Origin of the sequence: Paraburkholderia sp. SIMBA_030 (assembly GCF_046535245.1) — a bacterium.
GTDB lineage: Bacteria > Pseudomonadota > Gammaproteobacteria > Burkholderiales > Burkholderiaceae > Paraburkholderia.
In genome coordinates, this window is the sequence record NZ_JAWRXB010000003.1 from 414,484 (window position 1) to 427,180 (window position 12,697).

Consider the following 12,697-nt stretch of genomic DNA (forward strand, 5'->3'; position numbering starts at 1 on the left):
GCCGGTGATAGGCAGCGAGTCTACTCGGCAACGTGCACGAGCGTTTGGCGAGCGCGCCATGAATCCTTCTGCCAGACTGAATCCTCGTACGGCCTGGCTCAGGTTGAAGGGTGGTCGAGTTGGCTGGCAAAAAAGAGGTGCTTGACTTCCGTTTATCGTGCCGTGCTGGCTGCCTGGTGCTCAGGGGCAAAATCACCACATCTGCTGATTCTGGTGTCGATATACGAGCGGGCCATGAACCAGGACGGGTTGCGCTATTGCGACTCGATTGCTTCGAGGCGCGCCTGCGCCGTCTCATCCGGGTACTGACGCTGATAAGCGTCGAACAGATGCGAGCAGAGTTGCGCCAGTGCAGCAAGATGTACAGCCTGGTCGGCATGCTCTACCTCACCTGCGTTCAGTAGGTCGTCGAGAACCGGGGCGAGACGGCGCAGTTGCCGGAAAATGGCGTCGTCAAGTTTCATGTTGGACCTCCTGTCGTCAGCCTGTAGAGCGCATGCTGCAGGGACCAGTGCCAAGGTTTTGGCTACGCCCCGGCCTGTCTCACGCGTCGGACCTGCTGGCCGGGCCGCAAGCAACTTTTTGATGGCGGCGCCTATTACGGGCGCACGACATCCACGCAAATCGAGTCAGGTCCAGCGCTCGTATTCTCTCTGTGGCCGGTAACTGGCTTCGGGCATTTTATGGTCGCTTCCGGTGAGAGGCTTTGCGTTTCACAGCTTCGACCTTCTGACACACGTAAGAAAGTAGCCACCGGGCGACGACTTCGGGACGATGCATCCCGTGCGGAGCGGATTTGATTTCTCCATCAAAGTAAACGATAACGAACCCCGCCATCACGCGGTATGCACCTGCGTATCTAATGCCATTGAGTTCGACAACGACCGGCCGTTTCGTTTCGTATTCAGGTACTGCCATGCGTATGAACTGAAAGTGAAGCCAAAACGAAAAACTATGCGCAGCTCGCGCGCGGGTCAAATAAATATACGTTTTGATGCAAATTGCAGCTATGCCGGGCCACCCCGAAATCCGGAGATATTGACGGACCCGGCTCACCGGGCCCAGGCGAGTGCGATTTTGCTGGCCATTGCTCGCCGGGGTTTTTCGCGGACGACGCAGGCCAATCCGCGATACCTCCATTGTTTTGGACCTCCCTGTCTAGTGGCCGCTGTCGGCGTTGCATTGGGGCAGATGACCAGCGGACCATTTGCGTAGCGGCCAAGCGCAAACGACCGATTAAACCCGGATAGGCTGGACGCTTGTGGCGCGAGGGCCGGGGTAAGGGTTAGTCGTGTTCCGCTGCTTCAGATGACACGGGTGAGTGCTCGATGCGGGTAGCGACCAGGGCTGGCGTAAGGACGCTGCCCGATTCCCGTTGAGACGGCGGACGACGTCGTTGCTATCCGTGGTTATCAACCCACGCACGCGCCCACGCTAGTCCCGCGAGCTGAGCCTCTTCTTCCGTATCGAAAACACCGACTACCCCGGAGGCTTCTACCATCTTTGTGTCGCGGGTGATGGTCCCGCTGCCCGCATATCGCTCAGGCGAAAGGATGTCCTCTTGCTGACGTATGGCGTGACCGAAGATGCGGTATCCCTTGTAGCTTCCCGATTCCATCAGCGCACGACCTCAACATGCGAGTCGTGAGCATCAACGCGCAGCACATTCCCTTCGGGCGTTATCAGACGGGGAATTTCCGATACATCAGGAGTAACGCGTCGCGTACCTGCTCCGGCAGTTCCCTGCTTCACGGCCAGCTTCGTAGCGGTGGTCAGTGTGCGATGCGCCCTTGTTTTTACCAAATGGGGTACACGCCGCTTATGCGTAGGCGACTTGGGCGCGCCTGCTCCCTGAAGCAATCCACCGCGAGCTTCGGGCGGATTCCAGATTTCTATGTAGCGCTCACCTGCAAACGCGGACGAAGTACACGCCAGTAAAAGCAACCCGCATCCAACCAGTTTCACTATCGTTTCCCCTTGGCGATACGCTTCAATCTGTCGCTGCAGGATACATCCCCTCCAACGCACGACCCGTCGCAACCGTCACAGTAGTGGCGGTCACGCACGGCACCATCAACACGCCAGACATCCGTTTCCACCGGACTGGCGGTACCCACCGAGCGGCCATTTTCGCACGCAAAGAACGTCGGCTCCCCGGCTCGGCCGCGACGAATGGCGTCATCGATTTCCCGCTCGCCAAACGCGGATTTCATGTCGGCGACAAACGCCGCAATCTCGGGCATGGGATGGCTGACCGGCTTGCGAACGCGCATGTCCATGAAGTTTCACCCCAAAAAAGTGTCTGTTCACCGCTACGGAAATCCGTGTAGGATACTGTACATCCATACAGGTATTTTCGCAATCCAATGACTGTCGTGTCCCCCATTCCGGAAGCAATACATCCGTCGCTCTGGCGGGCGTCGCAGCTTGCGCGGGGCCGGGGCCGTACGGTGGACACGGGGTATCCGGTGTTGTCCGCAGAACTGCCCGGCGGTGGTTGGCCCGTCGGCGCGCTCGTCGATTTGCTGGTCCAGCAGGCCGGCGTGGGTGAAATGCGGCTGCTGCGCCCTGCGCTCAGCGAACTGGGCAAGCGACCGGTTGCGATGGTGCAGCCGCCGCATATTCCCAACGGGCCTGGCCTTGAGTACATCGGGCTGTCTCCAGAGCAGCTGATGCAGATTCGGGCCTCGAAGACAGCGGACGCATTGTGGGCAGCAGAGCAGATTCTGCGCGCGGGCAGTTGCGGCGCATTGCTGTTCTGGGCGCAATACGTCCAGACCGCTTCGCTGCGGCGACTGCATCTGGCCGCACAGGCCTCGGAGACGCTTTTCTTCATGGTCCGCCCGCTGGCAGCAGCACAGGATGCTTCTCCCGCAGTTTTAAGACTGGCGCTCAGGCCAGAAAGGGACGGTCTGACCGTCGACATTACGAAGCGACGAGGTCCAGCACGCGCAGCGCCTCTGTCCATTCCTCTTCAACCAACACCTGTCCTGTTTTCGCACCATGCGCGTATTTCTCGCCGTCCACTTGCCCCGGTTGCAGTTCGAGGTCTTCCGACCAAAGTGGCTGCCTGAGCCCGCACACGGCTGCGTGGTCCTCGACAGGGACAAGGTGCTCATCGCAGACGGGGTAGCCAGGTCTGCGGGCGTGCGGGTTGGCATGAAGCGCGGCGGTGTGTTGACGCTCGCGCCGGAGGTAGAAATGTACGAGCGCGACCTTGGCCGTGAACATGCCGTGCAACGCGAAGTGGCAGTGGCGCTCATGCAATTCTCGCCCGACGTCGCGGTGCTCGAAGAGGCTGTTGTCGTGGTCGACATCGGCGCAAGCCTTCGTCTTTTTGGTGGACTGCGTGCTGTCTGCCGGCAGGCGAAAGCGATTCTCGAAGCCATTGGACTGACCGCGCGGATAAGTGCCGCACCAACCAGTCAGGGCGCATGGCTGCTGGCGAAGCACCGGAATCGGCGCGTGCTAAAGGTTGACTCGCTCGAACGGCAACTGTGCGCATTGCCACTGCTGTCAGTACCGGAGGTGCGGCCGTTTGCCGACTGGTTTACAGGGCTCGGCTGCGAGACGATAGCCGATGTCCGGCGGCTGCCGCGTGCGGGACTGCAGCGCCGTTGCGGCGAGCACCTGCTCGATTCGCTGGACCGCGCTTTCGGCACGGCGCCAGAGCTGTTTGACTGGCTCGAACTGCCTCCAACGTTTTCTGCCCGCATTGAAATGCCGGACCGCATCGAGCATGCGGAAGCGGCGCTTTTCGGCGCCCATCGCCTTGTTGTGCAGCTTTGTGGCTGGTTGTGCGCGAAGCAACTGGCCCTCACGGGCGCTACGCTCTTGCTGGAGCACGAGCGCGGCAGGCAGGCGATTGAGCCAACGCCAATCGAAATCGCGCTGGGCGAGCCGACGTGGCGAGAAGAGCACCTTGTGCGGCTCATCAAGGAACGCCTAGGACGAATTGAGTTGACCGCGCCAGTTATCGCGCTACGACTCGATGCATCGAACGTTCAACCGGCGGTGCCGGCGTCCGACACGCTCTTTCCAGAGCCCGGTGGCTCCGCAGAGGACCATGCCCGTCTCGTCGAACTGCTGGTCGCAAGGCTTGGCGAAGACAACGTACTTCGGCCCGCGCCGACCGCGGACTATCGGCCTGAAGTTGCGAATCGATGGGTGCCGGTCGGCAGCGCGTCGAAAAGCACCACGCTTCCAGAGGGGCTCCCACGGCCAACCTGGCTGCTGGAAAAGCCTGTGCGCCTGCTGATGCGAAAGCACCGGCCTTTCTATGGCTCACCGCTGCGCCTTGTGTCGCCGGGAGAACGAATCGAGAGTGGGTGGTTTGATGGCGAACTCGTGACGCGCGACTATTTCGTCGCGCAGGGCGAAGACCAGAGCTGTTTCTGGATATATCGTGAGCGCATAAGCAGCCGCGACGCAGAAGAAGAACCGCGCTGGTTCCTCCATGGACTGTTCGGATGAAGCGCCATGGATACGACCTTCAACGTTCTGCCGGCATATGCCGAGCTGTTCTGCTTTTCAAATTTCACGTTCCTGCACGGCGCTTCGCATGCAGAGGAACTGGCAGAGCGCGCGGCGCAACTCGGCTACTCGGGTCTGGCGATAACTGACGAATGCTCGCTTGCGGGTATTGTGCGGGCGCACGTCGCAGCCAAAGAAGCGAAGCTTCCGCTCGTCATCGGCTCATACTTCAGGCTTGTCAATGCCGACGGCTCACCGGCGTTCGGCCTCATCCTTCTCGCCCAGAACCGCGAAGGATACGGAAACCTCTGCGAGCTGATTACGCTCGCCCGCACGCGCGCGCCGAAAGGCCAGTACCGCCTGACGCCGCAGGACCTGTCGCGGCCGGACCGGGAAAACAGCCACCTGCGCGGCATGCCAGACTGCCTCGCGATACTGGTGCCCGCCTTTCCCGCCAAAGAGGATGTCCTGGATGCGCAGCTTGATTGGCTCGACCAGACATTTCCGGGTCGTGCGTGGTGCGGGCTGGTGCTGCATCAACGAGCGATGGATGACATCCACCGCGGCGCCGTTGAATTCGTTGCCGACAGGCACGGCATACCCGTCGTCGCGCTCGGCCACGTGGTGATGCACGTGCGCTCGCGCAAGCCATTGCAGGACACGTTGACGGCCATCCGTGTCGGCAGGCCGGTGCACGAATGCGGGTATGACCTGGCGCCAAACGCGGAGCAGCATCTGCGTTCCCGACTGCGACTCGCAAACCTTTATCCGGAGTACGCGCTCAGCGAGACGACCAACGTCCTCGCACATTGCACCTTCTCGCTCGACGAACTTCGATACGAGTATCCAGACGAACTGGTACCACCCGAATTTACGCCTGCGGCCTATCTGCGGCAAGAGACGTACATCGGCGCCCAGCGGCGTTTCCCTTCAGGCATTCCGCACAAAGTCCAGGAGCAGATTGAACACGAACTTGAGCTGATTGCAGACCTGCAATATGAGCCGTATTTCCTCACGGTATATGACATCGTTCGGTTCGCGCGTAGCCAGCACATTCTGTGTCAGGGACGAGGGTCCGCCGCGAATTCCGCAGTCTGCTACTGCCTGGGCGTCACGGAAGTGGACCCGGCGCGCGGCAACATGCTTTTCGAGCGCTTTATCTCGAAAGAACGGGGCGAGCCGCCAGACATTGACGTTGACTTTGAACACCAGCGACGCGAAGAGGTTATCCAGTACATATATCGCAAGTACGGTCGCAACCGTGCGGCGATTGCTGCGGCCGTATCGACATACCGTGCGCGCGGCGTGTTGCGGGAAACAGGCAAGGCACTCGGCGTCGACATGCAGATAGTGGACGCGGTGGCGAAATCGCATCAGTGGTTTGATAACAGTGCGGACCTGCTCAAGCGCTTCGAAGAGTTCGGACTGAATCCGGAGACGCCTATCATCCGGGCGTGGGCATCACTGGCCGCACAACTGTACGGTTTCCCCCGGCACCTGTCGCAGCACTCGGGCGGTTTTGTTATCAGTCGCGGAAAGCTCACGCGCCTGGTGCCCGTTGAAAATGCTGCCATGGCCGACCGCAGTGTGATTCAGTGGGACAAGGACGACCTCGAGTCACTGGGGTTATTGAAAATCGATGTGCTTGCGCTCGGTATGCTGTCAGCAATCCGCCGCACGCTTGACCTTATCTCGGAGCAGCGAGGCGAGCGGTTCGAGATGCAGGACATACCAGCAGAGGACCCGCAGACCTACGAAATGATTTCGCGTGCGGATACCGTTGGCGTGTTCCAGATTGAGTCGCGAGCGCAGATGAGCATGCTGCCAAGGCTCAAGCCTCGTACTTTTTACGACCTCGTCATTGAGGTTGCGATTGTTCGCCCGGGACCAATTCAGGGCGGCGCCGTTCACCCGTATCTGCAGCGCCGACAGGGATTCGAGCCGGTGACCTATCCCAGTGCGGCGCTTGAGACCGCATTGGGTCGCACGCTCGGGGTGCCGATTTTCCAGGAACAGGTGATGCAAGTCGCCATCCTGGCCGCAGGATTCACCGCTGGGGAAGCAGACCAGTTGCGAAGAGCGATGGCAGCCTGGAAGCGCAAAGGTGGCCTGGATAAATACTATGACCGCATCGTCAACGGCATGCTCGAGCGCGGGTACGACAAGACATTCGCGGATGGCATCTTTCAGCAGATTCTCGGCTTCGGCGAGTACGGGTTCCCAGAGAGTCATGCTGCCAGCTTCGCCCTGCTGGTGTACGCAAGCAGCTGGCTGAAACGCCACGAGCCGGAAGCCTTTCTCGCGGCAATGCTGAATAGCCAGCCGATGGGTTTTTACTCACCGTCGCAACTCGTGCAGGATGCGAAGCGGCACGGAGTCCAGGTACTGCCGGTCGACGTCACGATAAGTGGCTGGGACTCGTCGCTTGAGCACGCAGACGGCGCTGAGAAGCCTGCCGCCAGGCTTGGATTGTCGTTGCTCCGGGGGATGCGGGACGGCGCCGCGGAGCGTATTGAAAATGCACGGGCCGTGCGACAGTTCACAACAGTGACCGACCTCGCGCGACGTGCCCAGTTGGACCGTCATGACCTGCAGGTGCTTGCCGCGGCGAACGCACTGTCATCTCTTGCCGGCAATCGACGCGAAGCGCTGTGGCAGTCAGTTGCTTCCGTGCCCGACAAAGACATGCTCTCGGTTGCCAAGGTTGAAGACGAAACACCCGAGCTGGGTGCACCTTCCGAAGCTCAAGACATCGTCGGCGATTACCGGTCCATGGGACTGACACTCGGACGGCATCCTCTTGAACTTCTGCGGCCTCAGTTGCTTGCCAACAAACTGATGCCGGCCTCAACGTTGCAGACCTATCGGAACGGTCGGCTCGCTCGCGCCTGTGGCGTCGTCACCGTGCGTCAACGGCCAGAGACCGCAAAGGGCGTCATCTTTATGACCATTGAAGACGAGACGGGTAACGTCAATGTCATCATCTGGCCCAAAGTGCTTGAACAGCAGCGAAAGGAAGTCCTTGGCGCATCGTTACTTGGAGTGCTTGGCGTATGGCAGTGCGAAGGCGAAGTGCGACATCTCGTGGCGCAACGTCTCATTGACATGTCGCATCTGCTTGGCGGTCTAACTGCGGCGAGCAGAAATTTTTGCTGACCCGACATTGCGTCTGGAACCGCTGTTTCCTTCGTCAGCAAGCATTTTTGGCGGGCGCCCGGTCTGGGCAAAAAGGCAGCCTTTCTTTCAACTACGTTGCTCTGCCGCGCCGTTGCTCTCGATGGGTTACGTGTTCTGTCAATAGTCTTCGCATTGTGGCCAGTAAAATTTGCCCGTCTACGGGCTTGCGAAGGAAGCCGTCGTAGCTGATGAAGGCCGGCGGGCTGGGTTCTCCGGAAACCAATATGAAAGCAACGTCAGCTAACCCGGGGAGAGTGCGCAATCGGTGACACAGTTCGCTCCCCGACATCACCGGCATGCGCCAGTCAGCGACCACTATGTCTACAGGAGATTCGATGAACATTGCCAATGCTGACTTGCCGTCAAGCGCACTCTTCACTTCGAATCCGTCTGCGACACAGTTCGCCCCCCAAGCAGCGAGAGTTTCCGCGTCGTCGTCTACCAGCAGTACGCTTGCCATACTCAGATGCCCGAGACACCACTTGTTTTAGGCAGCTTGATGCCGGCTAAAGTTTCACGCGGGCTGTCATCCAAGCCGCATATTCGTTGCGCTCGCCTTGCTCCGGAGATTGCGTATCATGGGGCAGGAAACGGAGGCGTCCATGTGCTACTCGGCTCAGATTCTGGCGGACTATCGGAAATATGTACGAATGTTCGGCGCTCACATGAGCCTTCGAGAGTTCGCCCGGTTGTACTTTGAGCGCGCAGAGGGTAGCAAGGCAAAGATACCGAAAGGCATGGACGACGCGTTCCTGAATCCGACGTCGGATGAGGAGCGCGAAATCAAAGCGCTCATCGAAAAGTTCAACGCCGAACAGACGTCGAAGCTCAAGCAGGACCTGTTCAAGCAGCGCACTCGCTTGGCGGACGCAGAACGCACACTGCAGACGAAGGTCACGAAGGAGGCCGCCGAAAGCCAGCGAATTGCCACCGATAAAATCGCATGGACACTCAGCAAACTCGATGATTTCCAGCGGACAGAGCCGCAGCCGCGCGATTCGCGTATTTTCCCTGGGCACTACGCGCCGGTCATGGTGATGGAGGACGGCCACCGCGTCATTAAACCGATGCGCTATCAATGCCGCATTGCTGGCAAGCCGGCATCCTATGACGTCAAATACCCCGGAACCTATAACGCCCGCAGGGACAACCTGGAAGCTTTTTGGAAGCCCCTGTTTGGTCGCTCGCACGGCATCCTTGTTGTTAGCGAATTTTACGAAAATGTGAGCAAAGCAAAAATGGAGGGACGTGATTTCGACGAGGGCGAGAAAGATGAAAACGTCGTCCTGGAGTTCAAGCCGAACCCACCTCATGACATGCTTGTTGCCTGTTTATGGTCACGCTGGTCTGCACCGGGCGAGCCGGACCTGCTGTCTTTCGCTGTTATAACAGACGAGCCGCCCCCAGAGATTGCTGCAGCGGGACACAACCGCTGCATCATTCCGATAAAACCAGAGAACCTGGACGCATGGCTCAACCCGAACGCATCCGACCTTGCTGCGTTATACGCAATACTGGACGACCGGGACCGTCCGTTTTATGAGCACAGGTTGGCGGCGTGACCGCTAGCCCCGAAATCGAACTACTGCTTACTTGAAAGCGTGAACAATCCACTCAACATGGACCTTCAGGCGCGCGCCGAACTACTCGCCTATCTTGCTTCATCGCACCTGCTGGCCAAACAACTGACGGGTCACTGGCTTGCGCCGCACCACGTCGTGGAGTCCACAACCATATGGTTGAATTCGAACGGCGCCGGCGCCAATGTAATGCAACGAGCCATGCTTTCGAGTCGGGCTCTGGAGATAGCACAGCAGTTGGAGACGGCCCCATTGCCCGTCTTCTCGCCCCAGATGATTACCACGCTCTTCTGCGACAATCTGCGGCTTGATTTCCGGTCGGCAATAGCGAGAGAGATTTATCAGCACTGCTTGACGCGGCTGGCTGGTAAGCGATGGTCTTAACGGGGCTGGATTCCGGCCCCTGGACGACGTCTACCTGTTTTTCTTTTGCGAGACTCTGTGGGGCTCACGGCCGGTGAGTAAGGAAGCTTCATTGGCCGCCTAGGCTCAATTGCAAAGTCTGCCGCCTTCGCCACGCGGTCGAGCACGATGGCGAACTTCGGATGGTGCGAGTAGAGCCAGGTTGTAACCACTTCGTTCCGCATCCAGCCCCGCACGTAACTGGCAGCAAGCGCCAGATGAAACAGGTCATCGTCGTAATGTGCGCGCAGCTCCGCCGCTTCGAGTTGCATCTGAACAAGCCCTCGTTCCATCCTGGCCAGTCGGTTCGCGCAATCAGCGTGGGACTGTCGCCCCCGTGCATCATCGACCCTCTCACTTGATGGCGTCGCTGCCAAGAGGGCCCGCGCGAAATCACCGCTGAGGTTGTCCACTGCGACCATGGTCTGGGCAGTTGCAACTTGACGCGTCGGGGTCATCCTTGCAAGCGCAGCGACCGTCCGCTTCGGAAGCAATTGCCCGACGACCAGAGCAAACGCTTCAGCACAAATTTCTGGCGGTCTTTCGCACTCGGCCCGAGCAGCGCTTGAACGACGTATGAACCTCGCAGGTCGAGCTTGCGCTTGCGTCATAAGCGTTGCTCCACGAGCCGTTGATGAAGGAGCTTCGGTATCGAGGTGAACCCCTCGGCGCGTAACAGCGCCACGAAGGCTGGGTCCGACAGCAGTTCCAGCAGGACCTTTGTCGTCAGAGCCCTCTCGCCGTGCATCGCACGCATATGTTTGATTGCAGTCCGCTGGCGCGCACGCTCCAGCTTGAGAACGTCTTTTGCCTTTTCCTCTGGTGTCGCTTTTCTACCGGCACGACGACGTTCAGGTTGGAGCTTTGCTGGTGTTGATTCGCCATCCTGCCGGTGCAGGTTTGGCTCAATTCCAGAGGAACTGATGCGTGGTCGACGAGGGTGCATCAAGAGACTCTCCCACAGAATGTCGTGCTCACCAACGCTTCAATGGGGACGCTCTCAGCGATGTCAAGCAAGGGTGTCAGATTTGGATGCTGATAGGCTTTGAAATGTGCCTGGCCGTGCCGGTGGATTACCGTGTATGCCCCCGGAACGAGGCTTCCACGTGGGAAGATGTGGAAGTCGAGTAGCTCCGAACTGGCGCGCTCTATGCGGCCATATATAAGGAAATCTATAGGGAAACAGTCTGGCCAGCGCGCGACCCAGTAGGGGATGCTGCCGCCGATAAGCCATGGACTGCGGACAACAAGCTTCAATCTCAACGAGCCGTCGACACACAAGGTATCTGTGTGCTTTTCGTATCGCACCTCGTGACCCAGACTTTGCAAAACGTCGATGGTTACATCGGCGACCTGTTTCTCCATGCGGCGTTCGACAGAGCGATTTTCTGAGCGGGCCGGGTCCAGATTCGGTGCGTAGCCTATCGCCTTGTATGCATCGTTCAAGCTTCCAAACTCGCGCATTATCTGCTCGACGGACGGCGCGCTACGGTAATGCCTCAGTGTTGCCTGGGTGAGCTTGCCGGCTCGTTTGATGACTTTGTGCAGACCGTCGGTAATCTCGTCCCTCGTGGGTCTACGCCGGGCACGGTCCATTTTCTGTTGAACGGCTGTGAAGATGCGTTTGTCGACAACAGGCTCAAACGCTCCCGGAACACGAATCCAGTCATTCTCTGGAACCCGCTCCCAGGGGCTGGTCAATTTCGAAGTTGTGCGACTGTAGACGTTGGTGCCAATGTACATTTCGTTGCGGAGGATGTTCAGAATGTTTTGGCCTTGCCACGGTCGCCCGAAGCCGTTGCAAATCCCGAAATCATTGAGGCGTCTTGCTATTGCAGCCGCCGTGATTGGCTGCGTCGCGTACCACTCGTAGATTTTCCGAACCACCGCCGCCTCGCCACCGGGCGCCGGGGCGATGATGACGCGGTCAGTCTGAACGCTTTTGTATTCGTACCTGTCGAGGGAGTGCCGGACGTTGCGGTCTGCGTCGAGAAGGATGCGGCGTAATCCGTAGCCGGGTGGGCCACCCGTATGAAAGCCGCGTTCGACATTGAGGCAGTGCCCCAGGAAAACCTTGCGTGACATCTCCCGACTGAACTCTGCGGCCATCGCCCGCTTCAACGCCTTTAACACTGATGTCGCCGGGCTTCCGTCGTTCTCAAAAGGCTCGGCAACATATACGACATCGACTCCCGCACGGCGGCATGCATATTCGTAAAATGCGGCTTCGTCGATGTCCTGAAATCGCCCCCAACGACTGACGTCGTACACAAGGACAGCGGTGAATTTGCGTTCCGGGCTGTCGACATCCAGAAGCAGCTGGACGAGCGCCGGACGCTCTCGCAGTGTCAAGCCACTTATGCCAGCATCTTCGTACTTGCCGACGATGCGGATGTGGTGGGCAACCGCATAGGCCTCGATAGCCTGTCTTTGAAAAACAGGGGAGTATTCCTGATGGTCTGTCGACATGCGTATGTACTGCGCGGCCCGAAGGGGCACAGATGGACTTGCTCGTCGACTCCGTGCGGAAGGCATGTGGAATATCCGATAGCAGCACAAGCAAGTAGTAGTGTTTTTACAGAGGAAGTCAAGGCGAGGCGAGTCACGTTGCCCACACTGCCGACCTTGCAACAAATCGCTCGCCCGACAGCACGTCGTTATGGCGCGTTGAGGCTTCGGGTACCCAGGGGCTGGGAAAGTAGGTTTTTTCGCAGCTCTGCGAATCGCTTCCGCGTTCGACGCGCCGGAGCACCTCGAAGCGTCATTCTCAACGTCGTGTTCAAATCAATCACACAGGTGCTGACAGAAAGTGTGCCGTCCCAGCGCTCAAACTGACGCGCATCGAAAACCGATGCGACCAATGACGCTGTTGTCGAACCTGATTTTGCTTCTGCGGCGGAATCGGTGGCTTTTCGGGGCAAGCCTGTCGGCAAGTGGCCCACGTCCCGTCGAGAAATTAAAGGCTCTTTTGAAAATGCAGCGGGTTGCGGGGCCAGACGTCGAGAGGTGATTTTCTGGCTCGATATGACTATCGAGCGTCAGCTCCATCGCCTCCATCAGCGACG

At 59.0% G+C, this 12,697-nt stretch carries 12 protein-coding genes; 5 read left to right on the forward strand and 7 right to left on the reverse strand.

Going from position 1 to position 12,697, the window contains the following annotated elements; all coding sequences use genetic code 11:
* Positions 1 to 254 precede the first annotated feature (254 nt).
* From SB772_RS07295 to SB772_RS07305, 3 genes are all read right to left on the reverse strand, one after another.
* Entirely contained in the window at positions 255 to 464 is a 210-nt protein-coding gene (locus tag SB772_RS07295) for a hypothetical protein (protein ID WP_410832594.1), read from the reverse strand.
* 935 nt (positions 465 to 1,399) lie between these two features.
* Positions 1,400 to 1,618 (reverse strand): hypothetical protein, encoded by a 219-nt coding sequence (locus tag SB772_RS07300; protein WP_410832595.1) that lies wholly within the window; start codon positions 1,616 to 1,618, stop codon positions 1,400 to 1,402.
* A 346-nt stretch (positions 1,619 to 1,964) separates the two neighbouring features.
* Positions 1,965 to 2,279, reverse strand: a complete 315-nt coding sequence (locus tag SB772_RS07305; RefSeq protein WP_410832596.1) for a hypothetical protein — start codon at positions 2,277 to 2,279, stop codon at positions 1,965 to 1,967.
* An 87-nt stretch (positions 2,280 to 2,366) separates the two neighbouring features.
* Here SB772_RS07305 and imuA point away from each other — a divergent pair, with 87 nt between their 5' ends.
* Genes imuA through SB772_RS07320 form a run of 3 tightly spaced genes read left to right on the forward strand, consistent with a single transcriptional unit; the run spans position 2,367 to position 7,629 of the window.
* Positions 2,367 to 3,074, forward strand: coding sequence for a translesion DNA synthesis-associated protein ImuA (gene imuA / locus SB772_RS07310; RefSeq protein WP_410832597.1), 708 nt, complete (start codon positions 2,367 to 2,369; stop codon positions 3,072 to 3,074).
* The gene (locus SB772_RS07315) at positions 3,004 to 4,473 is read left to right on the forward strand and encodes a Y-family DNA polymerase (protein ID WP_410832598.1); all 1,470 of its coding nucleotides are present in this window, start codon (positions 3,004 to 3,006) and stop codon (positions 4,471 to 4,473) included. Before imuA ends, SB772_RS07315 begins: the two co-directional genes overlap by 71 nt.
* Before the next feature lie 6 nt (positions 4,474 to 4,479).
* Positions 4,480 to 7,629 (forward strand): error-prone DNA polymerase, encoded by a 3,150-nt coding sequence (locus SB772_RS07320; RefSeq protein WP_410832599.1) that lies wholly within the window; start codon positions 4,480 to 4,482, stop codon positions 7,627 to 7,629.
* Between the two features lie 91 nt (positions 7,630 to 7,720).
* Here the strand turns inward: SB772_RS07320 and SB772_RS07325 are convergent, their stop codons facing one another.
* Positions 7,721 to 8,110 (reverse strand): two-component system response regulator, encoded by a 390-nt coding sequence (locus SB772_RS07325; protein WP_410832600.1) that lies wholly within the window; start codon positions 8,108 to 8,110, stop codon positions 7,721 to 7,723.
* Between the two features lie 142 nt (positions 8,111 to 8,252).
* Between SB772_RS07325 and SB772_RS07330 the strand changes: the two genes are divergently transcribed.
* Positions 8,253 to 9,212, forward strand: coding sequence for an SOS response-associated peptidase family protein (locus tag SB772_RS07330; RefSeq protein ID WP_410832645.1), 960 nt, complete (start codon positions 8,253 to 8,255; stop codon positions 9,210 to 9,212).
* A gap of 39 nt (positions 9,213 to 9,251) precedes the next feature.
* Positions 9,252 to 9,614 carry a hypothetical protein gene (locus tag SB772_RS07335; protein ID WP_410832601.1) on the forward strand — a complete coding sequence of 121 codons (363 nt, stop codon included), beginning with the start codon at positions 9,252 to 9,254 and terminating at the stop codon, positions 9,612 to 9,614.
* Here the strand turns inward: SB772_RS07335 and SB772_RS07340 are convergent.
* The 3 genes from SB772_RS07340 to SB772_RS07350 are packed head-to-tail and all read right to left on the reverse strand — an operon-like array spanning position 9,611 to position 12,167.
* Complete coding sequence (locus SB772_RS07340; RefSeq protein ID WP_410832602.1) at positions 9,611 to 10,243, reverse strand: plasmid partitioning protein RepB C-terminal domain-containing protein; 633 nt, start codon at positions 10,241 to 10,243, stop codon at positions 9,611 to 9,613. The two genes, SB772_RS07335 and SB772_RS07340, sit on opposite strands and share 4 nt — an antisense overlap.
* Positions 10,240 to 10,581 carry a hypothetical protein gene (locus SB772_RS07345; RefSeq protein WP_410832603.1) on the reverse strand — a complete coding sequence of 114 codons (342 nt, stop codon included), beginning with the start codon at positions 10,579 to 10,581 and terminating at the stop codon, positions 10,240 to 10,242. Before SB772_RS07345 ends, SB772_RS07340 begins: the two co-directional genes overlap by 4 nt.
* Positions 10,578 to 12,167: a recombinase family protein gene (locus SB772_RS07350; protein ID WP_410832604.1), complete on the reverse strand. Its 1,590-nt coding sequence runs from the start codon at positions 12,165 to 12,167 to the stop codon at positions 10,578 to 10,580. The genes SB772_RS07345 and SB772_RS07350 overlap by 4 nt, the downstream gene beginning before the upstream one ends.
* Positions 12,168 to 12,697 lie beyond the last annotated feature (530 nt).

Bases quoted from the DNA above. Each gene is read 5' to 3' on its own strand.
- SB772_RS07315 (WP_410832598.1), top strand. From the start codon at position 3,004: ATGCGCGTATTTCTCGCCGTCCACTTGCCCCGGTTGCAGTTCGAGGTC.
- SB772_RS07325 (WP_410832600.1), bottom strand. From the start codon at position 8,110: ATGGCAAGCGTACTGCTGGTAGACGACGACGCGGAAACTCTCGCTGCT.
- imuA (WP_410832597.1), top strand. From the start codon at position 2,367: ATGACTGTCGTGTCCCCCATTCCGGAAGCAATACATCCGTCGCTCTGG.
- SB772_RS07295 (WP_410832594.1), bottom strand. From the start codon at position 464: ATGAAACTTGACGACGCCATTTTCCGGCAACTGCGCCGTCTCGCCCCG.
- SB772_RS07350 (WP_410832604.1), bottom strand. From the start codon at position 12,167: ATGCCTTCCGCACGGAGTCGACGAGCAAGTCCATCTGTGCCCCTTCGG.
- SB772_RS07300 (WP_410832595.1), bottom strand. From the start codon at position 1,618: ATGGAATCGGGAAGCTACAAGGGATACCGCATCTTCGGTCACGCCATA.
- SB772_RS07340 (WP_410832602.1), bottom strand. From the start codon at position 10,243: ATGACGCAAGCGCAAGCTCGACCTGCGAGGTTCATACGTCGTTCAAGC.
- SB772_RS07320 (WP_410832599.1), top strand. From the start codon at position 4,480: ATGGATACGACCTTCAACGTTCTGCCGGCATATGCCGAGCTGTTCTGC.
- SB772_RS07305 (WP_410832596.1), bottom strand. From the start codon at position 2,279: ATGGACATGCGCGTTCGCAAGCCGGTCAGCCATCCCATGCCCGAGATT.
- SB772_RS07330 (WP_410832645.1), top strand. From the start codon at position 8,253: ATGTGCTACTCGGCTCAGATTCTGGCGGACTATCGGAAATATGTACGA.